The 23,411-nt window shown below is 60.6% G+C and carries 20 protein-coding genes; 9 read left to right on the top strand and 11 right to left on the bottom strand.

Features of this window, described 5'->3' with window-relative positions; genetic code table 11:
• Positions 1-222: 222 nt before the first annotated feature.
• Positions 223-1,920 (bottom strand): AMP-binding protein, encoded by a 1,698-nt coding sequence (locus PMI37_RS14790; RefSeq protein ID WP_008082098.1) that lies wholly within the window; start codon positions 1,918-1,920, stop codon positions 223-225.
• Between the two features lie 375 nt (positions 1,921-2,295).
• Between PMI37_RS14790 and PMI37_RS14785 the strand changes: the two genes are divergently transcribed.
• The 4 genes from PMI37_RS14785 (at position 2,296) to PMI37_RS14770 (ending at position 7,962) form a co-directional block, all read left to right on the top strand.
• The gene (locus tag PMI37_RS14785) at positions 2,296-3,459 is read left to right on the top strand and encodes an isovaleryl-CoA dehydrogenase (protein ID WP_008082097.1); all 1,164 of its coding nucleotides are present in this window, start codon (positions 2,296-2,298) and stop codon (positions 3,457-3,459) included.
• Positions 3,460-3,471: 12 nt separating this feature from the next.
• Positions 3,472-5,079, top strand: a complete 1,608-nt coding sequence (locus PMI37_RS14780; RefSeq protein WP_008082086.1) for a carboxyl transferase domain-containing protein — start codon at positions 3,472-3,474, stop codon at positions 5,077-5,079.
• Positions 5,080-5,197: 118 nt separating this feature from the next.
• Entirely contained in the window at positions 5,198-6,013 is an 816-nt protein-coding gene (locus PMI37_RS14775; protein WP_008082085.1) for a gamma-carboxygeranoyl-CoA hydratase, read from the top strand.
• Positions 6,013-7,962, top strand: a complete 1,950-nt coding sequence (locus PMI37_RS14770; protein ID WP_008082083.1) for an acetyl/propionyl/methylcrotonyl-CoA carboxylase subunit alpha — start codon at positions 6,013-6,015, stop codon at positions 7,960-7,962. Before PMI37_RS14775 ends, PMI37_RS14770 begins: the two co-directional genes overlap by 1 nt.
• A gap of 39 nt (positions 7,963-8,001) precedes the next feature.
• Here PMI37_RS14770 and PMI37_RS14765 read toward each other — a convergent pair whose 3' ends face one another.
• Positions 8,002-8,661 (bottom strand): LexA family protein, encoded by a 660-nt coding sequence (locus PMI37_RS14765; protein ID WP_045123151.1) that lies wholly within the window; start codon positions 8,659-8,661, stop codon positions 8,002-8,004.
• 130 nt (positions 8,662-8,791) lie between these two features.
• On the opposite strand from PMI37_RS14765, the gene PMI37_RS14760 reads away from it, so the two are divergent.
• Entirely contained in the window at positions 8,792-9,130 is a 339-nt protein-coding gene (locus PMI37_RS14760; protein WP_008082079.1) for a DUF6124 family protein, read from the top strand.
• Positions 9,131-9,293: 163 nt separating this feature from the next.
• Here PMI37_RS14760 and PMI37_RS31860 read toward each other — a convergent pair whose 3' ends face one another.
• Positions 9,294-9,512: a hypothetical protein gene (locus PMI37_RS31860; RefSeq protein ID WP_157173088.1), complete on the bottom strand. Its 219-nt coding sequence runs from the start codon at positions 9,510-9,512 to the stop codon at positions 9,294-9,296.
• A 97-nt stretch (positions 9,513-9,609) separates the two neighbouring features.
• On the opposite strand from PMI37_RS31860, the gene PMI37_RS14755 reads away from it, so the two are divergent.
• Positions 9,610-10,761: a M14 family metallopeptidase gene (locus PMI37_RS14755; RefSeq protein WP_008082077.1), complete on the top strand. Its 1,152-nt coding sequence runs from the start codon at positions 9,610-9,612 to the stop codon at positions 10,759-10,761.
• A 140-nt stretch (positions 10,762-10,901) separates the two neighbouring features.
• Positions 10,902-12,104, top strand: a complete 1,203-nt coding sequence (locus PMI37_RS14750) for an MFS transporter (protein WP_008082075.1) — start codon at positions 10,902-10,904, stop codon at positions 12,102-12,104.
• Positions 12,105-12,155: 51 nt separating this feature from the next.
• On the opposite strand, the gene PMI37_RS14745 is transcribed toward PMI37_RS14750, so the two are convergent.
• The 5 genes from PMI37_RS14745 to PMI37_RS14725 form a co-directional block, all read right to left on the bottom strand.
• Positions 12,156-12,701 (bottom strand): cytochrome b, encoded by a 546-nt coding sequence (locus PMI37_RS14745; protein WP_008082072.1) that lies wholly within the window; start codon positions 12,699-12,701, stop codon positions 12,156-12,158.
• The gene (locus PMI37_RS14740; protein WP_008082070.1) at positions 12,698-13,804 is read right to left on the bottom strand and encodes a catalase family peroxidase; all 1,107 of its coding nucleotides are present in this window, start codon (positions 13,802-13,804) and stop codon (positions 12,698-12,700) included. Before PMI37_RS14740 ends, PMI37_RS14745 begins: the two co-directional genes overlap by 4 nt.
• 121 nt (positions 13,805-13,925) lie before the next feature.
• Positions 13,926-14,690, bottom strand: coding sequence for an enoyl-CoA hydratase-related protein (locus tag PMI37_RS14735; RefSeq protein WP_045123155.1), 765 nt, complete (start codon positions 14,688-14,690; stop codon positions 13,926-13,928).
• Between the two features lie 52 nt (positions 14,691-14,742).
• Positions 14,743-16,077, bottom strand: coding sequence for a hypothetical protein (locus PMI37_RS14730; RefSeq protein WP_008082066.1), 1,335 nt, complete (start codon positions 16,075-16,077; stop codon positions 14,743-14,745).
• Positions 16,074-17,654, bottom strand: coding sequence for an amino acid adenylation domain-containing protein (locus PMI37_RS14725; protein WP_052635293.1), 1,581 nt, complete (start codon positions 17,652-17,654; stop codon positions 16,074-16,076). The genes PMI37_RS14730 and PMI37_RS14725 overlap by 4 nt, the downstream gene beginning before the upstream one ends.
• A gap of 281 nt (positions 17,655-17,935) precedes the next feature.
• On the opposite strand from PMI37_RS14725, the gene PMI37_RS14720 reads away from it, so the two are divergent.
• Both PMI37_RS14720 and PMI37_RS14715 read left to right on the top strand, forming a co-directional pair.
• On the top strand, positions 17,936-18,442 hold the full coding sequence (locus tag PMI37_RS14720) for a sigma-70 family RNA polymerase sigma factor (RefSeq protein ID WP_008082060.1): 507 nt from the start codon (positions 17,936-17,938) through the stop codon (positions 18,440-18,442).
• Positions 18,439-19,182, top strand: coding sequence for an anti-sigma factor family protein (locus PMI37_RS14715; RefSeq protein ID WP_008082058.1), 744 nt, complete (start codon positions 18,439-18,441; stop codon positions 19,180-19,182). The genes PMI37_RS14720 and PMI37_RS14715 overlap by 4 nt, the downstream gene beginning before the upstream one ends.
• Positions 19,183-19,321: 139 nt before the next feature.
• On the opposite strand, the gene PMI37_RS14710 is transcribed toward PMI37_RS14715, so the two are convergent.
• The 3 genes from PMI37_RS14710 to PMI37_RS14700 form a co-directional block, all read right to left on the bottom strand.
• Positions 19,322-20,293, bottom strand: coding sequence for a Csu type fimbrial protein (locus PMI37_RS14710; RefSeq protein ID WP_008082057.1), 972 nt, complete (start codon positions 20,291-20,293; stop codon positions 19,322-19,324).
• Positions 20,290-22,647 (bottom strand): fimbria/pilus outer membrane usher protein, encoded by a 2,358-nt coding sequence (locus tag PMI37_RS14705; protein ID WP_008082054.1) that lies wholly within the window; start codon positions 22,645-22,647, stop codon positions 20,290-20,292. The genes PMI37_RS14710 and PMI37_RS14705 overlap by 4 nt, the downstream gene beginning before the upstream one ends.
• A 233-nt stretch (positions 22,648-22,880) precedes the next feature.
• The coding region (locus tag PMI37_RS14700; RefSeq protein WP_008082052.1) for a fimbrial biogenesis chaperone at positions 22,881-23,411 on the bottom strand (531 nt) is incomplete at its 5' end.

Below are 23,411 nucleotides of genomic sequence, written 5' to 3'. Positions count from 1 at the left end.
ACGGTTGCCAAAAACAACAACAGACCGACCCTCAATAATAAAAAAGAGCACGCGACGACAAAATTAAAGGGGAGCTTCGGCTCCCCTTTGTGCTTTCTGCGATTCCCGAAACCATACAAAACCCTGTGGGAGCTGGCTTGCCAGCGATTGCGGTGGATCATCAACATAGATGCTGCCTGACCTGACGCCATCGCTGGCAAGCCAGCTCCCACAGGGTTGTGGTTACCGCTCGATTGTTTTGATTTCCTCGATGCTGATTTCGCGCATCCTGAATTTCTGGATCTTGCCCGTCACCGTCATCGGAAACTCTTCGACGAACTTGAAGTGCCGTGGCGTCTTGAAGTGCGCGATGCGTTCCTTGCACCAGGTTTGCAACTCCAGCTCGGAGGCGTTGTGACCGGGGTGGAATTTGATCCAGGCAACAATCTCCTCGCCGTAACGCGAACACGGAATACCGATCACCTGCACGTCCGCCACCGCCGGATGGGTGAAGAAAAACTCCTCCAGCTCACGCGGATAAACATTCTCGCCGCCACGAATGATCATGTCCTTATTACGCCCGGCGATGTTGACGTAACCCTCCTCGTTCATACTCGCCAGATCGCCGGTGTGCATCCATCCGGCCTCATCGATGGCTTCAGCGGTGGCTTGCGGATTGCTCCAGTAGCCGAGCATCACGCTGTAACCCCGAGTGCACAGTTCGCCGATAGTGCCGCGCGGCACGAGGTTGCCGGCCTCGTCGATGATCTTGCTTTCCAGTTGCGGCTGCGTGCGGCCGACCGTGGTCACGCGTAATTCCAGTTCATCGTTCGGACCGGTTTGCAGCGACACCGGGCTGGTTTCGGTCATGCCGTAGGCGATCTGCACTTCGCTCATGTGCATTTCGCTGATGACCCGGCGCATCACTTCAATCGGGCAGGTGGCGCCGGCCATGATCCCGGTGCGCAGGCTCGACAGATCGAACTCGGCGCGTTGCGGCTGATCGAGCATGGCGATGAACATGGTCGGCACGCCATACAGCCCGGTGGCTTTTTCCTCGGCGACGGTTTGCAGGGTCAGCAACGGATCGAAGGCGTCGTTGGGGTAAATCATCGTGCTGCCATGGGTGATGCAGCCGAGGTTGCCCATGACCATGCCGAAGCAGTGGTACAGCGGCACCGGGATCACCAAGCGATCGGTCGGGGTCAGGCCGATGCTTTCGCCGACCATGTAACCGTTATTGAGGATGTTGTAGTGGCTGAGGGTCGCGCCCTTGGGGAAACCGGTGGTGCCGGAAGTGTATTGAATGTTTACGGGTTGATCGAAGTGCAGGTTGTCGCTGCGTTCGCTGAGTTGTTCTGCGGTAACGCTGGCGGCCATGTCGGTCAATTGTGACCATGGCAGGAAACCTGATGGCGGCTGTGCGTCGAGACTGATCACCCCACGCAAGTCCGGCAGGCGCTCGCTGCGCAGTTGGCCAATGGATTGTTCGGCCAGTTCCGGCACCAGCCCTTGCAACATGCCGTGGTAGTTGGAGGATTTGAACGCCCCGGCGCAGACCAGCCATTGGCAGCCGGATTGTTTGAGCACGTATTCCAGTTCGGAACTGCGGTAGGCCGGGTTGACGTTGACCAGAATCACGCCGATTTTCGCCGTGGCGAACTGGGTGATGCACCACTGCGCGCAGTTCGGTGCCCAGATGCCGAGGCGGTCGCCGGCCTGTAAACCCAGGGCGAGCAGCGCTCGGGCGTGCAGATCCACCGCGTCGGCCAGTTGTCGCCAGGAATAGCGCAGTTGCTGATGGCGCACGACCAGCGCTTCGCCGTCGGAATATTGCGCGACGGTCCGATCGAACTTCTGCCCGATGGTCATCGCCAACAAGGCTTTGTCTTGTGAACCACGGGTGTAGCTGCGCTGCGGGTTTGCACTGGGTTGATCCATGACGACCCCTATTGTCTTTATTAGTGGGTTTACCGGATTGCACTTTTTGTGGGGAGTTTTGTGGTTGGCCATTGTGGCGAGGGGATTTATCCCCGTTGGGTGGCGAAGCCGCCCCCCCTGCATATCTCCAGACAAATCAGATTTACAGATTTCACGACTGCTTCGCAGCCGAACGGGGATAAATCCCCTCACCACAAAAGCCCGCTCCCACAAAAAAGCGATCCGTTTTCAATCTTGAACTGCCCCTACTCTCGCTCAAGTTGACGTTAACGTAAAGGGTGATTGACAGCCATTCGTCACAGGCTTACGTTAACGTAAAGGTGAGAGCCGAGTGACCGCCCTCCCCACCCTACAAAAAAGCCAAAAAGGTGACCCATGAGCTATCCATCCCTGAACTTCGCCCTCGGTGAAACCATCGACATGCTGCGCGATCAGGTTCAGTCCTTTGTCGCCAAGGAGATCGCCCCGCGTGCGGCGCAGATCGACAGCGACAACCTGTTCCCTGCCGACATGTGGCGCAAATTCGGTGACATGGGCCTGCTCGGCATCACTGTGCCGGAAGAGTACGGCGGCGCCGGCCTGGGTTACCTGGCGCACGTCGTGGCGATGGAAGAAATCAGCCGTGGCTCGGCTTCGGTGGCGCTGTCCTATGGCGCGCATTCCAACCTCTGCGTCAACCAGATCAACCGCAACGGTAACCACGAACAAAAAACCAAATACCTGCCCAAGCTGATCAGCGGCGAGCACGTCGGCGCATTGGCGATGAGCGAACCGAACGCCGGTTCCGACGTGGTCTCGATGAAACTGCGCGCCGATAAACGCGGCGACCGTTACGTCCTCAACGGCAGCAAAACCTGGATCACCAACGGCCCTGACGCCAACACTTACGTGATCTATGCCAAGACCGATCTGGAAAAAGGCCCCCACGGCATTACTGCGTTTATCGTTGAACGTGACTGGAAAGGCTTCAGCCGCAGCAACAAGTTCGACAAGCTCGGCATGCGCGGCTCCAACACCTGCGAGCTGTTTTTCGACGACGTCGAAGTGCCGGAAGAAAACATCCTCGGCGTGCTCAACGGCGGCGTCAAAGTACTGATGAGCGGCCTCGATTACGAACGCGTGGTGCTGTCCGGCGGCCCGACCGGGATCATGCAGTCGTGCATGGACCTGATCGTGCCGTACATCCACGACCGCAAACAGTTCGGCCAAAGCATCGGTGAGTTCCAGCTGATCCAGGGCAAAGTCGCCGACATGTACACCCAACTCAATGCTAGCCGCGCTTATCTCTATGCAGTTGCGCAGGCTTGCGAGCGTGGCGAAACCACCCGTAAAGACGCCGCCGGGGTGATCCTCTACACCGCAGAGCGCGCCACGCAAATGGCCCTCGACGCGATCCAGATTCTCGGCGGTAACGGTTACATCAACGAATTCCCGGCGGGCCGTCTGCTGCGTGACGCCAAGCTGTACGAAATCGGCGCCGGCACCAGTGAGATCCGTCGCATGCTGATCGGTCGCGAACTGTTCAACGAAACCCGCTAAACGGAGCTGACCATGGCAACCTTGCACACTCAGCTCAACCCACGTTCAGCAGAGTTCGCCGCCAACAGCGCGGCGATGCTCAAACAGGTCGACGCCCTGCACACCCTGCTCGCCCAAGTGGCGCAGGGTGGCGGCGCGAAAGCCCAGGAGCGCCACACCTCGCGCGGCAAATTGCTGCCGCGTGAACGCATCAACCGCTTGCTCGATCCGGGCTCGCCGTTTCTGGAAATCAGCCAATTGGCCGCCCACGCCGTCTATGGCGAAGACGTGCCAGCGGCCGGGGTGATTGCCGGGATCGGTCGTGTCGAAGGCGTCGAATGCATGATCGTCGCTAACGACGCGACGGTTAAGGGTGGTTCGTACTATCCGCTGACCGTGAAGAAACACCTGCGCGCACAAACCATCGCTCAGCAGAATCGCTTGCCGTGCATCTATCTGGTGGACTCCGGGGGCGCCAACCTGCCGCGTCAGGACGAAGTGTTCCCGGATCGCGAGCACTTCGGGCGGATCTTCTTCAACCAGGCCAACATGAGCGCGATGGGTATTCCGCAAATCGCCGTGGTCATGGGCTCCTGCACCGCTGGTGGCGCTTATGTGCCGGCGATGGCGGATGAAGCGATCATGGTGCGCAATCAGGCCACCATTTTTCTCGCCGGGCCGCCGCTGGTGAAAGCTGCGACCGGTGAGGTTGTCAGTGCCGAGGATCTGGGCGGCGCCGATGTGCACTGCAAGATTTCCGGGGTCGCCGACCATTACGCCGAGAGCGACGAACATGCCCTCGCCCTCGCCCGCCGTAGCGTCGCCAACCTTAATTGGCGCAAACTCGGCGAAGTGCAGCAACGCGCGTCGATTGCGCCGCTGTACGCCAGCGATGAGTTGTACGGTGTGGTTTCGGCTGATGCCAAGCAACCCTTCGATGTGCGCGAAGTGATTGCGCGGCTGGTCGACGGGTCGGTGTTCGATGAGTTCAAAGCGCTGTTCGGCACCACGCTGGTTTGCGGTTTTGCGCATCTGCACGGCTATCCAATCGCGATTCTGGCGAACAACGGCATCCTCTTCGCCGAAGCCGCGCAAAAAGGCGCGCACTTCATCGAACTGTCCTGCCAACGCAACATTCCACTGCTGTTTTTGCAGAACATCACCGGCTTCATGGTCGGCCAGAAATACGAGGCCGGCGGCATCGCCAAGCACGGTGCAAAACTGGTGACCGCTGTGGCGTGCGCCAAGGTGCCGAAGTTCACCGTGATCATCGGCGGCAGTTTCGGCGCCGGTAACTACGGCATGTGTGGCCGCGCTTACGATCCGCGTTTCCTGTGGATGTGGCCGAATGCGAGGATCGGCGTGATGGGCGCCGAACAGGCGGCCGGCGTGCTGGTGCAGGTCAAGCGTGAACAGGCCGAACGCAGTGGCCAAAGCTTCAGTGCCGAGCAGGAAGCCGAGATCAAGCAACCGATCCTCGACCAGTATGAAGAGCAGGGTCACCCCTACTATTCCAGCGCACGGCTGTGGGACGACGGCGTCATCGACCCGGCGCAGACCCGTGATGTGCTGGCCCTGGCCCTGTCCGCGTCGCTGAACGCGCCAATCGAACCGAGCCGCTTCGGCGTGTTCCGGATGTGATTCGATCCTGTAGGAGCAAGGCTTGCCCGCGAAGGCGATGTGTCAGTCACATCAATGGTGGAATGACTACTTTCGCGGGCAAGCCTTGCTCCCACAAGAACCGTGGAGACGGAAGAATATGAGCGACTTCAACACCCTCGAACTGCAAAGCGACCCACGGGGTTTCGCCACCCTGTGGCTCAACCGCGCGGAGAAAAACAACGCGTTCAACGCCGAGATGATCCGCGAACTGATCCTCGCCCTCGACAAGGTTGCCAGCGACGCCAGCCTGCGCTTTCTGCTGGTGCGCGGCCGTGGCAAACACTTCAGCGCCGGCGCCGATCTGGCGTGGATGCAACAATCGGCCGAGCTCGATTACCACACCAACCTCGACGACGCCCGCGAACTGGCCGAGCTGATGTACAACCTCGCCAAGCTGAAAATCCCGACGCTGGCGGTGGTGCAAGGCGCGGCGTTCGGTGGCGCGCTGGGGCTGATCAGTTGCTGTGACATGGCCATCGGCGCCGACGACGCGCAGTTCTGCCTGTCGGAAGTGCGCATCGGTCTGGCGCCAGCGGTGATCAGCCCGTTCGTGGTGCAAGCCATCGGCGAACGCGCGGCACGGCGTTATGCGTTGACCGCTGAACGTTTCGGCGGTCAGCGTGCGCGGGAAATCGGCTTGTTGTCCGACAGCTATCCGGCTGCAGAACTGGAGCAACAGGTCGAACAGTGGATCAGCAACCTGCTGCTCAACAGCCCCGCCGCCATGCGCGCCAGCAAAGACTTGCTGCGTGAAGTCGGCAACGGCGCGCTGACCCCGGCGCTGCGCCGCTACACCGAAAACGCCATCGCCCGCATTCGCGTCAGCCCGGAAGGTCAGGAAGGTCTGCGGGCCTTTCTGCAGAAACGTCCGCCGAGCTGGCAAGCCGAAACCACCACCAAGGAGCCGCGTTGATGAGCGCACCTGTTCTCACCACCCTGCTGGTGGCCAACCGTGGCGAAATTGCTTGCCGCGTGATGCGCACCGCCAAGGCCCTGGGCCTGACCACTGTCGCCGTGCACAGCGCCACTGACCGCGAGGCGCGGCACAGCCGTGAAGCGGATATCCGCGTCGATCTCGGCGGCAGCAAAGCGGCTGACAGTTACCTGCAAATCGACAAACTGATTGCGGCGGCCAAGGCCAGCGGCGCGCAGGCGATTCATCCGGGGTATGGCTTTCTTTCCGAAAACGCCGGGTTCGCCCGTGCAATCGAAGCGGCCGGGCTGATTTTCCTCGGCCCGCCCGCCTCGGCCATCGACGCCATGGGCAGCAAATCGGCGGCCAAGGCGCTGATGGAAACCGCCGGCGTGCCATTGGTGCCGGGTTATCACGGCGAAGCGCAAGATCTCGATACCTTCCGTGCTGCTTGCGAACGCATCGGTTATCCAGTGTTGCTTAAGGCTACGGCCGGCGGCGGTGGCAAAGGCATGAAGGTTGTTGAAGAGGTCGGCCAGCTCGCCGAAGCACTCGCCTCCGCACAGCGTGAAGCGCAGTCGTCGTTTGGCGATTCGCGGATGCTGGTCGAGAAGTATTTGCTCAAGCCGCGTCACGTCGAAATTCAAGTATTCGCCGATCAGCACGGCAATTGCCTGTACCTCAATGAACGGGACTGCTCCATTCAGCGTCGGCATCAGAAAGTCGTCGAAGAGGCTCCGGCACCGGGTCTGACGCCTGAGTTGCGTCGGGCGATGGGTGAAGCGGCCGTGCGTTCGGCGCAGGCGATCGGTTATGTCGGCGCAGGCACGGTGGAGTTTCTGCTGGATGCGCGTGGCGAATTCTTCTTTATGGAGATGAACACGCGCCTTCAAGTTGAACACCCGGTGACCGAAGCGATTACCGGCCTCGATCTGGTCGCCTGGCAAATCCGTGTGGCGCGGGGTGAAGCGCTGCCGATCACTCAGGCGCAAGTGCCGCTCAATGGCCATGCGATTGAAGTGCGCTTGTATGCCGAAGATCCTTCGAATGATTTTCTGCCGGCGACCGGACGTCTCGCGTTATACCGCGAGTCCGCTGAAGGGCCGGGGCGCCGAGTGGACAGCGGTGTTGAAGAAGGTGATGAAATTTCGCCGTTCTACGACCCGATGCTCGGCAAGCTGATTGCCTGGGGCGAAGATCGTGAGCAGGCCCGCCTGCGTTTGCTGAGCATGCTCGATGAGTTTGCGATTGGCGGGTTGAAGACCAATATCAACTTTCTGCGGCGGATCGTTGCGCATCCGGCGTTTGCGGCAGCAGAGCTGGATACCGGGTTTATTCCGCGCTATCAGGAGCAACTGCTGCCGGCTGCCGGCGAGTTGAGCGATGGGTTCTGGGAGGCAGCAGCGCAGGCGTTTGCGCAGAGTTTGCCGGCGGTCGCGCGGGCCGATGATCCTTGTTCTCCGTGGTCACTCAACAGCGGTTTGCGCGCCGGTCTGCCCCGGGAAATCACCCTGCACTTGAGTTGCGAGGGCCAGGATCGAGCGTTGACCCTGGGTTTGGCGGGTAACGCTCATCTGTCGGGTGAAGCGCTGGTGGTGGAACACGAGGGAGTGCGTCGCCCCTTACGGGCCATTCGTCAGGGCGACTCGCTGTATCTGCAATGGGAAGGCGAATTGCGCCGTGTTGAAGCCTACGACCCGATCAGCGCCATTGAAGCCAGCCACAGCCATCAGGGCGGTCTGACCGCGCCCATGAACGGCAGCATTGTTCGCGTGCTGGTCGAGGTCGGGCAAACGGTCGAAGCCGGCGCACAACTGGTGGTGCTCGAAGCAATGAAGATGGAGCACAGCATCCGTGCGCCGCAGGCCGGGGTGATCAAAGCGCTGTATTGCCAGGAAGGTGAAATGGTCGGCGAAGGCAGCGCTTTGGTTGAACTGGAAGAAGCTTGAAAAGGAGATCGATCCTACGTCTGCGCAGGATCGATCCGACTAGTAACGCGCCGTTGCCTGAACCACCACGCCGATGATTCGACACTCATCGGTCAACAGGGCCTTCGGCCACGTCGGATTGAGCGGTACCAGGTAGCGCTGGCCGCCCTCTTCGTCGAGTTTGCGAAAGATCGCATCATCAGAATCCGACCACTGGGCAATCACCAGTTTGCCCGGCAGCGCCTCCGCCGCCGGATCGACCAGGATCAGCATGCCTTCGGCGATACTCGGGCCGCGCGGAGCGGTCATCGAATCGCCTGCCACCGTCAGCCAGAAGGCCGCGCCACGGGCGTGGTAATCCGTCAGTTCGAAACGCTGTTTGTCCTGCGCCTTGCTGTAGGGCTGCGGCTCAGTCTCGCGCACTTCGAAAGGCGCGCGCCAGTCGTTCACCGGGTAACGGAAGTACGGGTTGTACTTCTGTGCCAGCGGCATGTCGTCATCCGCGGTTTGCTGCGGCTCGCGAATGACCATCGCGACTTCGAGAAAATCCATGCCCAGTGCTTGCAGCACACGGTTCATCTCCGTGACGCCCGGTTCACGACGTTTGTTCAGCCAATGGCCGATGCCGCCCTGGGACATGCCAACACGCTCTCCGAGCTCTGTTTGAGTGATTTTGAGTTCACTCATCTTGGCCTTGACCAACTCAATCCATTTATCCATAAGCCGCACCATACGTGGACGCCTTCGGCCCGCAAAACACATATTGTAGTATTTAAATTCTGGTCACAACTACGCACCGTACTATGCTGACGACACGGATTTTCAATCGAACAAGGAGTGACCCTTCATCATGAATATCAGCAGCAAAGACTTGCCCGATCTACAGATGGACACCACCTTCACTTCGCCTCAAGGCAATGCCGCGGCGCAGCGGGCGTTGGACTACTACTTGAAACCAACTGTGTCTGAACCCGAGGTCGACGAACGCTTTTTCAACGTCAAACGTCATCTCAGTGGTGAAGAGGCGTTGGTGCATGCTTCGGATCTGCTGCGATGCGCAGCCGCGACCGCCTTCAAGGCGGCAGAAAACCTGCAAGGCGCAAGCCGCGATCTGGCGTTTTCGGTGGTGCACATGGTCGATATGGCGCGGGCGATGGTCGACCATTCGCTCGATGGCGATGAGGTCTGAGGACGGCAGTTCGGACGGACGGGAAAGAATTTTCCAATCGCGCAGATAAAAACATTTGACTTGCAAATGATAATGATTATTATTGCAACCAGCTGGTCGCGAGATCAGTCGATGGACCAGAGACCTTAGGTCGGTCTTCTGGACTATCTCCTCATCAGGCTAATCACGGTTTTTGACCCGGCTTTTTGCCGGGTCTTTTTTTGCCCGTTTTTCGGGCTTGTGTCTTCAGGCTAATGAAGTCTTTAGGTGCTGCAAATTCGATGGCGCGGATAATATCAAAAGAATATCGCTTGGCAAGCCGAGCCCGGCCACATTGGGGCAAAGTAATGACAATTAGCACTTGAGAATCAATCGCATAGCCTCTAAGCTGCGTCCGCGTCATGGAGGACGCCCCCCGCCACACCCCGCAATTTCCCTCGGTTTCAGCGCAGTCTTGCGTGTAAAGTAACGGCCATAAAAATCATATTCAGGAAGCGATTATGACCGTGGCCAAATCTTCGTTCGACATCAGCGCCAACTTCGACAGCGGCAATATCCAAGTCATCGACATCAGTAATCCGCTCAGTCCGGTTCTGGCCATCCGTCCGGACACCCGCAGCGCCCATTTTCAGTGGTTCCACTTCAAGGCCAGCGGCCTGCACGTCGGCCAGGAACACTGGTTTCGCCTGAATAACGCCAGCCAATCTTCGTACAACAAAGCCTGGACCGGTTATCAAGCCGTGGCCTCTTACGATCACGTCAACTGGTTTCGCGTGCCGACCATTTTCGAAGGCGATTGCCTGCGCTTCAGCCTCGAAGCCACCCAGACCCACGCCTGGTTCGCCTATTTCGAACCCTACAGCCGTGGTCGTCATGACTGGCTGATCGAGCAGGCGCTGACCAAGGCCGGCACCGAACTGCTGGCCACCGGCAAAAGCGTCGAAGGCCGCGATATTCAGTTGCTGCGCAAAGGCAGCGGCGCTGCAGGCCAGCGCAAGGTCTGGATCATTGCCCAGCAACATCCGGGCGAGCACATGGCCGAGTGGTTCATGGAAGGCGTGATCGAACGCCTGGAACGCCAGGATGATCCGGTGCTGAACAAATTGCTGGCCAGCGCCGATCTGTACCTGGTGCCGAACATGAACCCGGACGGTGCCTTCCACGGTCACTTGCGCACCAACGCCATGGGCCAGGACTTGAACCGCGCCTGGCAGAACGCCAGTCAGGACATCAGCCCGGAAGTACTGTTCGTGCAGCAGCAAATGCAACAGTACGGCGTTGACCTGTTCATCGATGTTCACGGCGATGAAGAAATCCCTCACGTATTCACCGCCGGTTGCGAAGGCAATCCTGGCTTCACACCGCGCATCGAGAAGCTCGAAGAGCACTTCCGCAACCATCTGAAACACACCACCAAAGATTTCCAGAACAAGTACGGCTACACCCGCGATGAGCCGGGTCAGGCGAACATGACCCTGGCCTGCAACAGCGTCGGCCAGAAATACGACTGCCTGTCGCTGACCCTGGAAATGCCGTTCAAGGATCACGACGATCACCCTGACAAGGAAACCGGCTGGTCCGGTAAACGCTCGAAACAACTGGGCAAAGACGTGCTGACCACTGTCGCCGACATGGTCGCCACCTTGCGTTAACGCCTCCCGCGCAAGACCAAAAGATCGCAGCCTGACTGCGATCTTTTGCTTTCTATCGTCCTCAGCTTTACCCATAAAGGTTGCAATATAAAACCAAATGGCGATATGGTTTTATTTTGAAACCTAAAAGGACTCGGGACATGAAACCTCTCAACAGCGGCGCCGTTTTGTTGTTTTCAGTCGCCTGTGGCCTCGCGGTCGGCAATGTGTATTACGCGCAGCCGCTGCTCGATGCCATGGCCGAAGCGTTTGCCCTGTCGCCGGCAACCATTGGCATCGTTATCACGTTGACGCAGATCGGTTACGGCGTAGGTCTGGTATTGCTGGTGCCACTCGGCGACCTGCTCAACCGACGCCGCTTGATCGTTACTCAGACGCTGCTGTCGGCGGTCGCGTTGCTGATGATCGCGCTCGCGCCCAACAGCCTGTGGTTGCTGCTCGGCATGACCCTGACCGGTTTGCTCGCCGTGGTCACGCAAGTGTTGGTGGCTTACGCCGCGACGCTGGCGATCCCGCAACAGCGCGGGCGCGTGGTCGGCGTGGTCACCAGCGGCATCGTCGTCGGAATCCTGTTGGCACGCACGGTCGCTGGAGGAATGGCCGATCTGGCTGGATGGCGAGCTATCTATTTCCTTTCAGCCGGCCTCACTCTGTTGATGGCGCTGTTGCTCCTTCGCGTATTACCCAAGCACGAAACCCCACAACCGGCGAGCTCCTACTTCGCATTGATCGCCTCGGTATTCAGCCTGTTCAAGGAAGAAGCGGTGCTGCGTCAACGCGCACTTCTCGCCCTGCTCACCTTCGCCAGCGCGATGGTGCTGTGGACGCCGATGGTGCTGCCGCTCGCAGCTCCGCCTCTGTCACTTTCCCACAGTGAAATCGGATTGTTCGGACTCGCCGGTGCCGCCGGAGCATTGGCAGCGGCACGCGCCGGGCATCTGGCTGATCGCGGCCTCGGGCAATGGGTCAGTGGCCTTTCATTGTTATTGATGCTGGCTTCGTGGCTGCCCATCGCCCTCACGCAATCCTCGCTGTGGGCGCTGCTGCTTGGCGTGATCACCCTCGACCTGGGCTTGCAAGCCATCCACGTCACCAGCCAAAGCATGATCTACAGCGTGCGCCCGGAAGCGCAAAGCCGCCTCACCGCCGGTTACATGTTGTTTTACTCGATCGGCAGCGCGCTGGGTTCGATCGGCTCAACCGCGATGTATGCGTGGGCCGGGTGGCTGGGCGTGTGTCTGCTCGGCGCCGGCATCAATGCCATTGCCCTCTTTTATTGGTGGCTAACATTGTCACACCGTGGCGAGGGGGCTGGCTCCCGCTCGGTGGCGCAGCAGTCGTAAGATCCTGAGGGCTGCTTCGCACTCCAGCGCAAGCAAGCTCCCTCGCCACCGTTAATTGCGATTGCGGCCGCGCAACATGCTGTCGAGCACTTCGTCGCGGCGCACCCAACCATGAAACAGCGCCGCCGCCAAGTGCAGCAGCACGGTGAGAAACAGCAGATACGCCAGATAACCATGGGCCTTGCGCAGCAACGCAAACAGCTGCGCATCGGCCGGCACAATCGACGGCAACTGCAACGTGGCGCTGAGCATGACCGGTTCACCCGAAGCGCTGATCATCGCCCAACCGAGCAACGGCAGCACCAGCATCAACGCGTACAGCAACAGGTGCGAAGCCTTGGCCGCCAGTACCTGCCAATCCGGCAGATCCGCCGGCAATGGTGGCTGGCGGGTGCACAAACGCACCAGGAGACGCACGATCACCAGCGCCAGAATCGCGATCCCCAACGGTTTGTGCAGATGAATCAGCCACTCATGCCGCGCGGAAACGGAGGTCACCATCCCTGCGCCAATAAACAGCATGGCGATGATCATCACGGCCATCAGCCAATGCAGCAGCCGCGCCAGCAAAGCGAAATGCGTCGGTTGAGTGCTCATGGGCGAGCCTCCTGTTTGGCGGCGGGCAACTGGCTGACTTCGCTGGTGCGACGCAGGTAAGAATCGGCGTAACCGGCGGAACGTGCCGCGAGCAACGGATCGTCGGTGCCTTGAATCCCGGCCGGCAACACCAGCGGGTCGTAGTTGATGTCGCGGCATTCACCGCTCAGTTGCGGCTGGGTTTTCTCCAGCACCAAGGTGCCAGCGTTGACGACTTTGCGCCCGGCAGGCCAGGTTTTACTGGCGTCATTGACGGGGTCATCGGGGTTGGCCAAGGTGATGTTCAACTGAAAGCGCAGCGGTGCGGCGGCCAGGCGCTGCACCAGATCCTTCTCCAGAAAATCACCGCCCTCAGGTGCAGTGGCACCCGCTGCGTCTTGCGCCAACGGCGCCATGCTCCAGCGCACCGCCTGCTTTTTGCCGCTGGCGTCCACCAGATAAAAGGCATTGATGCTGTTATAGGTTTCCGTGGCGTAACTGGCGGACGGTTTGGCGGTCTTCACCCACGTCAGAAACGGCACCGCTTCCGGGTGCGAAGCAAAGAATGCCGGCACCTTGCTCGGGTCAGGCTTGCCCGTAGCCGGGTCCGGCGACTGCGCCTGCTGCAACTGATAAAACGCCTCAGGTGTCCCGACCGGGAACACCGGCATGCTGTTCATCCCGGTGCGCCATTGCTGCCCGTTGGCCTGAGTAAAACGCAGCGCCAGACTGCGAATCGGCACGCTGCTGTCCGGCGCATAAGGATTGCCCGCCGGCAGCGCGAAACGCCCGACCACCGCTGTGCGCGGTTCATTGAACACCTGCGCGGTGGAGAACACCCGCGCCTCGCCACTGCTCTCGAAATGGCCAATCACGCAGACACCTTTGGCGTGATTGCGACGAAACCCAGGATGCACGCCGTTGTTTTTCTCCAGCACATCGACCAGCGCTTTTGGCGTCAGACGTTGTGGGTCGAAGTTGCCATGCACGTAGGCAAACGCCCCGGCCACAGCAGCGATGACCACGGCGATGCCGCTCAGACGCAACATCAGGCTGGCGGCGCTCAATGGCGGGCGCTGTGGCCCGCCCGGCGGTGAAGTGGGCGGTGAGCTGCGATCAACCATGAAAAGACTCCAGGGCCATCGGCCGTAGGGAAAGGTGCTATGAGACGCACGCCTCGTAGGATTATTCCCTTTGAACTGTAGTTTCTTTCACCTCGATGCGTACGACGCCCCGCTGAAGAGATTAAATCTGCTGAAACCGTGGCGGACGTTTCTGCAAAAAAGCCTGCATGCCTTCCTTTTGGTCCGGTGTCGCGAACAAGCCATGAAACACCCGTCGCTCGAACAGAATGCCTTCGCGCATACCGGATTCCTCCGCGCGATTCACCGCTTCGCGGGCCGCCAATGTTGCCGTTCGCGCAAATCCTGCGATCTGCTGTGCGACGGCCAATGCTTGCTCAAGCAATTCATCGTTGGCGGTCACCCGCGAGACCAGTCCGGCCTGTTCGGCTTCGCGGGCACCGATCGAACGCCCGGTCAAAATCATGTCCATGGCTTTGGCTCGGCCTACCAGCCGGGTCAGACGTTGGGTTCCGCCCATCCCCGGCATAACGCCCAAGGTGATTTCCGGCAAGGCAAACTGCGCCGACTCGGCAGCGATGATCACGTCACACATCATTGCCAACTCACAGCCACCGCCAAAAGCATACCCCGCCACTGCAGCGACTTTTGGCGTGCGGAAGGCGGTGAAAGCATCCCACCCGGCGAAATAGTCCTCCTCGATCATCTCCTGGTACGACTTTGCGTACATTTCCTTGATATCGGCGCCAGCCGCGAAGTACTCCTTCGTACCGGTAATAAGGAAACAACCGACTCCCGGATCGTTATCGAGCCCGCGCAGCGTTTCCAGCAACTGCGTCATCAACTGCGTACTCAGCGCATTGCGCGCCTGGGGGCGATCAAGCCGGATCAGCACCACGCGTCCCAGTCGTTCAATCAACAGGTTCATGTTCATCTCATTCCTTGAATAATGTATGTGTAGGGAAAATTTCAGCGTGGCGTCAGGAATCCCAAATGGCGCCGTAGGCCGGAATCCCCCGCGCCTCCATTTCCTCGACCACTCGCTGCGTCAGCGTCTGATTGGATATGCAGATCACCGCTTCGGCGCCGAATGACTGCACGGCGGCATAGGCCAGCTTCACCAGATCGGGTTTTCCCGACACATCGGTGTCCCAGATCAGGGCGTCGGGCTGGGCTTCGAGGATTTCATCCACCAGCGAATCGCCATAAGTGGCTCGCGGACTGCGGGTCGACCAGATCAGGCGAATAGGCACCTGTCTGGCCAACAGGTGTGGCAACACCGGGCCGATGCCGCTACCGGTGGCGACATACACCACCGATTTGAACAGCGTTTCAATGTGCGCCACGCCCGCCGTGGTGATGCCTTTTACCCAGACATGCGTGGGCGCCTGCTCGATGAACGCGCCCGTCCAGTCGCCCGCCCGGGAAATGATCAGTCGGAAACCATCCTCTCCGGGTGTAGGAATATTGGCGAAAGAGTGCCACTCCCACAGCGGGTGGCGACTGATCGCCGTGGCTGAACCGGCAAACGGTGTGTGGTGATCGAAGCGTGCGATCACCGCATGTGCAGACGGCTTGAGCAGACTGACCGGGACTTTGCGTAAACGCAGCCAAGGCAAGGCAATGCTCAGCGTCAGCAACAGCAGCATCCAGAACGAGACCGAGCGCAGCAGGACGTCCATCAACGCCAGCGTGGGATTCTGCTCTTGAGCAGACACCAGCGTCATCGCCCAGAACAGCGCCAGCGCCGCCCACCCACCGAAACGATGCGTGCGTTCGAACGCGTTGTGAAAGCGTCCGCGTATGCCCGGCAACGCCATGATTGCAATCAGCAACAACAACCCGAACAGCCCGCCGCTGAGGCCGATCAGCGTCAACGAAACCCCGCCAGGCCCTGCAAACCGCTGCCAGATCATCGAACCCGACAACGCCGCGAACCAGGCAATGGCGGCTGTCGCCCCACCACTGTGCAATCCGCCAAAGTGATAGACCTTGGCCAGCGAGCGACGAATGGCCAGCGGCCAGGTCGTTGGTGCTCGCGTTGCCAGCCAGAACAGCGCATTGATCAGGTACTGCTGACGAATCAATATCGCCATGGACAGGTTCGCCACCACCAGGCCCGAGAGCGCAGGCAAATCCACGCCTGCGCCCGACCACCACTGGCCGCCGCTCAGGCCAAACACCAGCGCGGCGACATTGCAGGCGAATACCAGCGCGACCAGACGGTTGTAGTGCGAGAACACCGGCAGCGTTCCGAGGCGCCGCCAACGTGCCGGTTTGGCGGGTAATTCGACGTTTGCATCCACTGCGTTCATGCCGGCACCTGCTGTTCGGTGCAGGTATTTTCCGCTTGATGTGCGAGTGCTCTCGCCAGTAACAGACGCTTGTCGACCTTGCCCCGGGAGGTCAGCGGAATGTCATCGACCGCGAGAATCAAAGAAGGCACGCAGTAATAAGCGAGTCGTTCTTCGCAATACAAACGCGCCACATCGACGTTCGTGGAAGCCGGATAAACGAACGCCACCAGTTGACGACTGTCGAGCTTCAGCGTGACCGCGCGCTCGCAATTCGGTGCAGCCTCCAGCGCCGCTGACACCGAGTCGAGTTCCACCCGAAAACCTCTGACCTTGACCTGATCATCGACACGCCCCAAGTGCTCCAACTCGCCGTTTTCGGTCCAACGTCCCAGATCACGGGTGCGAAACATCATCCGCCCGTCACCCAGAAAGGGATCAGGCTGATACCGCTCGGCGGTCAGCTCAGGATTGCCCAGATATCCCGCCGTGACGCAATCGCCCCCCGCCCACATTTCGCCTTGCTCACCGGGGGCGCAGAGTTGCCCCGACTCATCGAGTACATAAACGGTATTGTTCGGCGTCGGTTTACCGATCGTCAGCGGTCCCGATCCCTGATAGTGCTGCAGGGTGTTGACGATGGTCGTTTCGGTCGGTCCGCACGCGTTGTTAAAACTGCAAAATGCGGCCCAGCGGTCTGCCAATGGTTGTGGGCACGGTTCGCCTGCCAAGGCGACGACCTTCACCTGGCGGCAACGTGCGGGGTCAAGCGTGGCGAGAATCGACGGCGTCGCAATCAGCACGTCGCACTGCTCGGCGGTCTGCGCGATGTCTTTGCCACGGATCAACAGCGTGGCGCCGTGGGCCAGGCAACCCAATACTTCCCAGGCCGCCATATCAAAGGCGATGTTGAGGATCTGGCCGACCTTCCAGCCAGGGCGCATACCGAGATTGCCCGGCGTCGTCAGCAAGATGTTGCACACGTTGCGCTGGGTCACGCGTACCCCATTGGGCAGGCCGGTAGTGCCTGAGGTAAACAGCACAAAACACAGTGAGTCCGGCGATGCCGTTTCGCCACAGATATTCAACTCATCGCTGGCAACACTTTCTTCGCGGATGAATTCATCCAGGTGGATGCATTGCTCGGCCGCCGTCAGCGGAATCGCCGGCGCCAGCGCCGACAACGTCAGAACAACGCGTACCCGGGCAACGGTCATGATGTGGCGCAACTGGGAGGCAGGAGTGATGCCCACATGCTGAGGGATGTAGGCCGCGCCGACTTTCAACACTGCCAACATGCCCACCAGCATCGGAATCGAGCGCTCGACAAACAGCGCCACGTGATCGCCTGCGACCACGCCGCGCTGGATCAAATTGACCGCGAGCCGATTGGCCTGACGGTTCAACTCGCCGTAAGTAATCGATTGCCCCTGACATTGCGCCGCGATGGCCTCAGGCCGGGCACTGGCTTGCGCTTCGATGGCGCGGTGAATCAATGCCGCGCTCGGCTCGACCAGAGGGCCGCAACCGAAGCGCTGCCATGGATCGGATTCAACAATGACCTTCGGCTCGAAGCTCGATACCGAGCGGTTTTTCATCACTAACGCTTGCATTGGATTTCCCTTATTTCCCGACAATGTGTCCAGTCACTTCTGGCCGGTTGAGCTGGGCTGCACCGGTCGCCAAACGCGTCTGTCAAAAGGGTTGAGCAGGGAAATCTGAATCCATTACACGGACTACAAAACGCAGCGACATCTCCTACAAAAGCAGGGATGAACATTTTCATAACGCCGGAGGGAATAATTTACGGCGGGAGACGTCTTTCTGTTCAACACTGCTTATCCGGCCCGTGAGATGTCCAGCCCATGACCACCTCTCCATGAACGACCTTGACGAGCCACTGCGGGAATTGATCCCCCGATTGCGCCGCTTCGCCGTGTCATTGACGCGCAACAGCAGCAGCGCCGACGATCTGGTGCAGGCGAGCCTGGAGCGGGCGCTGTCGAGTTGGGGCGCCAAACGCGCCGATGGCGACTTGCGGGCCTGGCTGTTCGCGATCCTGTATCGGCAGTTTCTCGATGCCCATCGCCGCTCGCGACGGTATGCGCGCATGCTCGAATTTTTCACCGGGCGTGACGATGCCGAACCGTCGGTGGAACGCACGGTGATTGCCCAATCGACCCTGCAAGCCTTCGACCGCTTGCCCACCGAACAGCGTGCCCTGCTGCTGATGGTGTCGGTGGAAGGCCTGACCTATAAAGAGGTCGCCGAGATCCTCGGCGCCCCGATCGGCACCGTGATGTCGCGCCTGTCCCGCGCCCGCCAGGCCTTGCGCCAACTCAGCGACGGCGAAATCACCAGCCCTTCTCTGCGGAGACTCAAATGATCAGCCTGCCCCCCAGCGAGCGTGATTTGCACGCTTATGTCGACCACCAACTCAGCGAGGCCGACCGGCGTGTGCTGGACACCTGGCTGGCCACTCACCCGGATGAAGCCGCGCAAGTGCGCGCCTGGCAACAGGACGCCCAGCAACTGCGCGCTGCCCTTGGCGGTGCCCTGCAGCAACCGGCGAATCCGGCGCTTGATCCGACGATGATTCGGCAGCGGCGCCAGCGTCAGTCACATCGTCATCTGGCCAGTGCAGCGGTGTTGCTGATCGCCGTCAGCGTCGGTGGTTTCAGTGGCTGGCAGGCGCGCGAAATGACCCTCGTGCGTTCCTCGATGTTGCCGATGACCGATGCCTTGCAGGCTTATCGATTGATCGCCCAGCAAGGCATGTTGCCGGCGGATTACAAGGTTGAGAATGACGGCGACATGCAGCGCTGGCTCGACCGTTATTTCTCCCGGGCCAGCCGTTTGCCGGACCTGACAGCGGCCGGGTTTCAAGCGGTCAGCGGCCGTCTGCTGAGCACCGATGAGGGGCCGGCGGCAATGGTGATGTATGAGGATGGCAGCGGCCACAAGGTCAGTTTTTACGTACGCCCGCCCGGGCCGAAAAACACCTTTTTGCCACGCGGCAAACGCAGCGACGGGGATTTGCAGGCCGAGTACTGGTCGGGTGAAGGCTACAACTACGCAATGATCAGCCCTACCGATTCCCCGGCAGCGCGATCACTGCAATTCTGAGTACTCCGCAAAACCCTGTGGGAGCGGGCTCGCCCGCGATGAGGCCGGCACATTCAACATTTATTTTGCATGATCCACCGCTATCGCGGGCAAGCCCGCTCCCACAGGGATTGTGGTTATCAGGCAATATCGCGAAGGTTCAAAAACCGACATCGAGCACCACATTGTCCAAATAGGTGCCCGCCGGTGGCGTGGTCTGGTCGGTGTAGATTTTCGCGTTGTAGTTGAAGATCTGGCTGCCGGTGCCCTGGCCGTTGCCGGGATTGACCTCGGCGTCGGTACTCGCCCGCCGCGCCGCGCCGACGCTGCCCCAGCGCGTGGTGCCGGCGCTTTTGAAAATGTCGTAGGCCAGATAATTGCTCCCGGAGATCATTCGCCGGCGTCCGCCGACGCTGGCCGCATTTTGCCCGTCGCTCAAGCCCACGGTGTAGGCGCTGCCCTTGGTGCACGCCAGATTGATGGTTTGCCCGGTCACCGGGGTGAAGGCGCTGATCACCGGCGCGCTGCCGAAGGCGATGTTCGGCGCGGTAATCGTGCAATCGTTGGAAACGGTCAGGTTGACCGTCAGCGTCGTGGTGCCGTTATTGATATCGCGCCCGACGCAGATGGCACCGATGCCGATCCCCGAACAGTAATTCCAGTTCCAGAAGATGCTCAGGGTCTCGGTGTATACGCCGGCGGCAACATTACTGCCAATGGTTGTCCTCAGGTACAGCGGCACGGTTTTCGGCGTGGTGCCGTTGAGCAGGCCCAAGGCATCGATGATGCCGTTGCGGGCGAAGTCATAAGCGGTGCCACGGGTCAGCGGGTAGCTGGTGCTGTTGTTGGCGTAGAGCGTGTAATTGATGACGTCGCCCGTCGGCCCGACCAGGCCACTTTGAGTCGAGGAGACGGTGCCCCAGAAGTGGTCGCTACTGGTCAGCAACGACAGCAGTGAACCGGTGCAGCTCAACCCGCCATTGAGCGTCGAACTGGGCTGCGAAGTCGTGCGCACGGCGATCGAACTGATCGTGCCGAAGGCCGCCGGCGTGGTACTCACCACCGAACACAGGGCCTGAGCGGCCCCCGGCAGCATCAGCGCCAGCCACAGGCAAAACCGCGCACTGATCATCGGCACACCAACGGGCCAATCAACGGCACCTGGTTCTGGTTCATGTCGACGTTGAATTGCACCTGGCAGGTCTTGCCGTCGGCCAGGGTCACCTGCAATGAGTTCTGCGCCTGAAGGTTTTCCAGATAGACCAGGCCGTCCCAACCGACCACGGTCCGCGTGCCGCTCTGCTCATGCACGACCCCGGCGCCCAGCGGCAACTCGCGTTGCTGGGCGTCGACAAGGACGATGCTCGCCGCGACGATCCGGCTCAGTGGAAACTCCAGCAAATAGCCACTGCCTCGGCGCACGGCAATGCGTTGCTCAACGTTGGGACTGCGCACATTCGGCGGCAGGTTCAGCGGATCGATTTCGTATTTGCCGCGGTAATAGGCACTGCTCCACGGCACCAGCAAGTGACCGTTCTTGTCGGTCTGGCCGACCTGCTGGTTTTCGTAGCGCACCGGAATGTCGGCAAAACCATCAGTGCTGACCACCACAAACGCATCATCGATGCGATTGGCGGCGAACACCTGGCGGTCCATCCACACCAGCGAACCACTGGCATCCGCCCACCGGGTTTCAGCGTCGGAGGTGCCGTAGACACCGGCCTGCAATTGCACCGATTGCAAACGCCAGGTGACGTCGGCCTGACGGTAGTCGGCGCCATCACCCTTGGCATAACCCAGATTGAAGCCTACCCCGCCCTCGCTCGGCACCGCGCGACTGTAATTGACCCGCTGCTGGCTTTGGCCGGTCTTGCTGCGTTCGCTGCTGATGGCCAGGCTGCCGCGCAGATCGAACGGAATCACCAGTTGCGCCTGCACCGCCCAGTTGCTGTCGCCGATCTCGCGATTGGCCGACAGATAAAAGCTGCTGTTGCGCCACAGCGGTTTGCTCCAGCTCAGGTTGAGCAGGCGTGTGCGCGAATCATCGGCTGCGCGGACATCGAAATAACCGGCGCCGAGGCTGCCCCAGCGGTCGAGATTGAGGCTCAGTGTCGCCTGTTCGCTGCGCCGGCTGAGGCTGATATAGGGGCTGTCGACCACCGTCAGGTCGGCGTATTGGTCGTGGCGTTGCAGGCGCTGATAGGAAAAGCTGAAACGCTGGTTGCTGTACTGATAACCCAGGCTTAATTGCTGACCGCCCTCGCCGTCGAAACGGCTTTGACTCATGGCGCTGTTGAGTACGCCGAAATTGCCCAGGCGCAGGTTGCCACCGAGGCCGCCGAGGGTCAGCGAATCGGAGGCTTCGGCATGGCTTTCGAGGGTGAAACTGTCGCTGACGCCATAGCGCAGGCTGCCGGACGTGACGCCCGGCCCATAACTGAAATCCTTCAGGGCATAGTCGCGCCGCAAGCTGCCGGCGGCCACCGAAAAATCGCTCAAGCCCTTTTGCAGCAGACTGCTGGTGACATAGAACGGCACGGTGGTCGAGACCTGCCGACCGAGCGCATCGGTGGTCACCACGACGGCTTCGCCCGCGCCATTGATGAACGGAATGTTGGTCAGAGTGTAGGGGCCCGGCTGCAACTCGGCGCTGCTGGACTTGTAGCCATTGATGAACAGATCCACCGAGGACGGCACCGCCGCTTCACCGGCGAATTGCGGCAACGGGTACGTGACCAGGTCCGGCCGCACCGCGAAGTCCCGCGAGAACTGCACACCGCCCAAGCGCACCGAACTGCTCCACGGCAAGGCGCCACTGATCACGTCGCCCGCTTCATAGGTGAGCATTCGCTCGTCATCGGAGTAACGCCAGGTGGTGTCGTAACGCAGGTAGCCGTTGTTCAGCGTGCTGAGCGAATCACCCGATAACGTGCGCCGGTATTGCCCGGTATTGGACAGCGTGCCCCAACTGTCAAACACCCGCACTTCGTTCCACGCGGCGAGGTAGGTGCCAGCGTCGTCGGTGTCGTTGAGGTACAGGTCATAGTTGAACAGCGCGCCGAAACTGCTCAGGGCCGGGGTTCGTGGATAGGCCTGGCGATTGCCGATGAACTGCTCCGGCAACCAGTCCGGCGGCACGTCCAGCAGCAGGCGCTGACCGACGCTGTCGTAATCGCTGTGCAGCCCCGGCAGGCTGTCGAGGTCGACTTCGGCGCCGACATTTTCAGGCAGGGCCATACCGGTTTCACGTAACGCCGTGGTCGGCAGAAACAGGCGTCCGCCGCGCTGCTGCACCGCCACCACGCGCCCGGTGTTCATCTGATTGACCACCAGTTCGAGAAACAACTGAGCATCACTGACGGCCTCCATGCCGCTGGGTGGCGGCGGCAGTTCGCCGGCCTCCAGTGGTGAAATGAGCACCAGGCAACACGCGCCGGTCATGAGCCACAACGGACGCTGAAGACGGCGAGCCAATCCTCGGCTCATACACGTATTACGTCCGTCAATGGACTGAATCCTCCTGATACTGCGGTGGCCGAGCCCGTGTCTATCGGGCCCGACGCAATCTCTGTGGCCAGCGCTTGCTCCCGCCGGGCTGCGCAGTGGCCCCATCCGGTCTATCCAGAGACAGCGCGCAGGCTCGATTTACGACTGCTTGGCGCCTGAGCGGGAGCAAGCTCCCTCGCCACAAAACCTCTCCATGAAGCCGAGACCGTTGCTTACTTTGCCGGGGTGATATTTTGTACCTGCGGCGCACCGTTGACCCGCACCTGCAACGCCGCATCCGCCGCTGGTGCCGGCGCCGGCCAGCGCATTACCGCGCCCGGCAGCACATAACCCAGCAGCCCTTCCGCCAGCGGTTTGCTCTGCCCGCCCTGTTTGATCGCGACATCGGTCAATCGCGCATGCACCGCACCTTGATTGCGCACTTCCACATAAGGCTTGCCGTCCACCGCCACGGTGCGCCAGCTCAATTGCGGCAGGCCAATGCCTTTGGGGTCGCGCGGGCGGGTGCTGTCCTCTTTGCTCCACAGCCCCGCGCCGTAGGCGAACAGCGGCACCGAATAACGCATCTGGAAGCGGATCGCAGCAGCTGTCTTGCCGCCGTCTGCCGAGGGCGGTTGCGCCGAGGGGATTTCGTCGATGATGATCCGGTAGGCCAGTTCCTGCCCCGGCGGCACTTCTTTGGTACGGGTCAGGCGCACCAGTTGTTTCTGCCCCGGCTCGATCTTCGCCACCGGCGGGCTGCC

It is taken from the genome of Pseudomonas sp. GM80 (assembly GCF_000282515.1).
Classification (GTDB): Bacteria; Pseudomonadota; Gammaproteobacteria; order Pseudomonadales; family Pseudomonadaceae; genus Aquipseudomonas.
Note: the sequence above shows the minus strand (reverse complement) of the source record. Positions and strands in the feature narration are given on the sequence as shown.

Excerpts from the sequence above, each read along its gene's own strand:
- PMI37_RS14705 (WP_008082054.1), bottom strand. The coding sequence starts at position 22,647 with ATGAGCCGAGGATTGGCTCGCCGTCTTCAGCGTCCGTTGTGGCTCATG.
- PMI37_RS14760 (WP_008082079.1), top strand. The coding sequence starts at position 8,792 with ATGAATATCAGCAGCAAAGACTTGCCCGATCTACAGATGGACACCACC.
- PMI37_RS14755 (WP_008082077.1), top strand. The coding sequence starts at position 9,610 with ATGACCGTGGCCAAATCTTCGTTCGACATCAGCGCCAACTTCGACAGC.
- PMI37_RS14775 (WP_008082085.1), top strand. The coding sequence starts at position 5,198 with ATGAGCGACTTCAACACCCTCGAACTGCAAAGCGACCCACGGGGTTTC.
- PMI37_RS14720 (WP_008082060.1), top strand. The coding sequence starts at position 17,936 with ATGAACGACCTTGACGAGCCACTGCGGGAATTGATCCCCCGATTGCGC.
- PMI37_RS14765 (WP_045123151.1), bottom strand. The coding sequence starts at position 8,661 with ATGGATAAATGGATTGAGTTGGTCAAGGCCAAGATGAGTGAACTCAAA.
- PMI37_RS14730 (WP_008082066.1), bottom strand. The coding sequence starts at position 16,077 with ATGAACGCAGTGGATGCAAACGTCGAATTACCCGCCAAACCGGCACGT.
- PMI37_RS14740 (WP_008082070.1), bottom strand. The coding sequence starts at position 13,804 with ATGGTTGATCGCAGCTCACCGCCCACTTCACCGCCGGGCGGGCCACAG.
- PMI37_RS14750 (WP_008082075.1), top strand. The coding sequence starts at position 10,902 with ATGAAACCTCTCAACAGCGGCGCCGTTTTGTTGTTTTCAGTCGCCTGT.
- PMI37_RS14770 (WP_008082083.1), top strand. The coding sequence starts at position 6,013 with ATGAGCGCACCTGTTCTCACCACCCTGCTGGTGGCCAACCGTGGCGAA.
- PMI37_RS14780 (WP_008082086.1), top strand. The coding sequence starts at position 3,472 with ATGGCAACCTTGCACACTCAGCTCAACCCACGTTCAGCAGAGTTCGCC.
- PMI37_RS14725 (WP_052635293.1), bottom strand. The coding sequence starts at position 17,654 with ATGAAAAACCGCTCGGTATCGAGCTTCGAGCCGAAGGTCATTGTTGAA.
- PMI37_RS14710 (WP_008082057.1), bottom strand. The coding sequence starts at position 20,293 with ATGATCAGTGCGCGGTTTTGCCTGTGGCTGGCGCTGATGCTGCCGGGG.
- PMI37_RS14745 (WP_008082072.1), bottom strand. The coding sequence starts at position 12,701 with ATGAGCACTCAACCGACGCATTTCGCTTTGCTGGCGCGGCTGCTGCAT.
- PMI37_RS14735 (WP_045123155.1), bottom strand. The coding sequence starts at position 14,690 with ATGAACCTGTTGATTGAACGACTGGGACGCGTGGTGCTGATCCGGCTT.
- PMI37_RS14785 (WP_008082097.1), top strand. The coding sequence starts at position 2,296 with ATGAGCTATCCATCCCTGAACTTCGCCCTCGGTGAAACCATCGACATG.
- PMI37_RS31860 (WP_157173088.1), bottom strand. The coding sequence starts at position 9,512 with ATGACGCGGACGCAGCTTAGAGGCTATGCGATTGATTCTCAAGTGCTA.
- PMI37_RS14715 (WP_008082058.1), top strand. The coding sequence starts at position 18,439 with ATGATCAGCCTGCCCCCCAGCGAGCGTGATTTGCACGCTTATGTCGAC.
- PMI37_RS14790 (WP_008082098.1), bottom strand. The coding sequence starts at position 1,920 with ATGGATCAACCCAGTGCAAACCCGCAGCGCAGCTACACCCGTGGTTCA.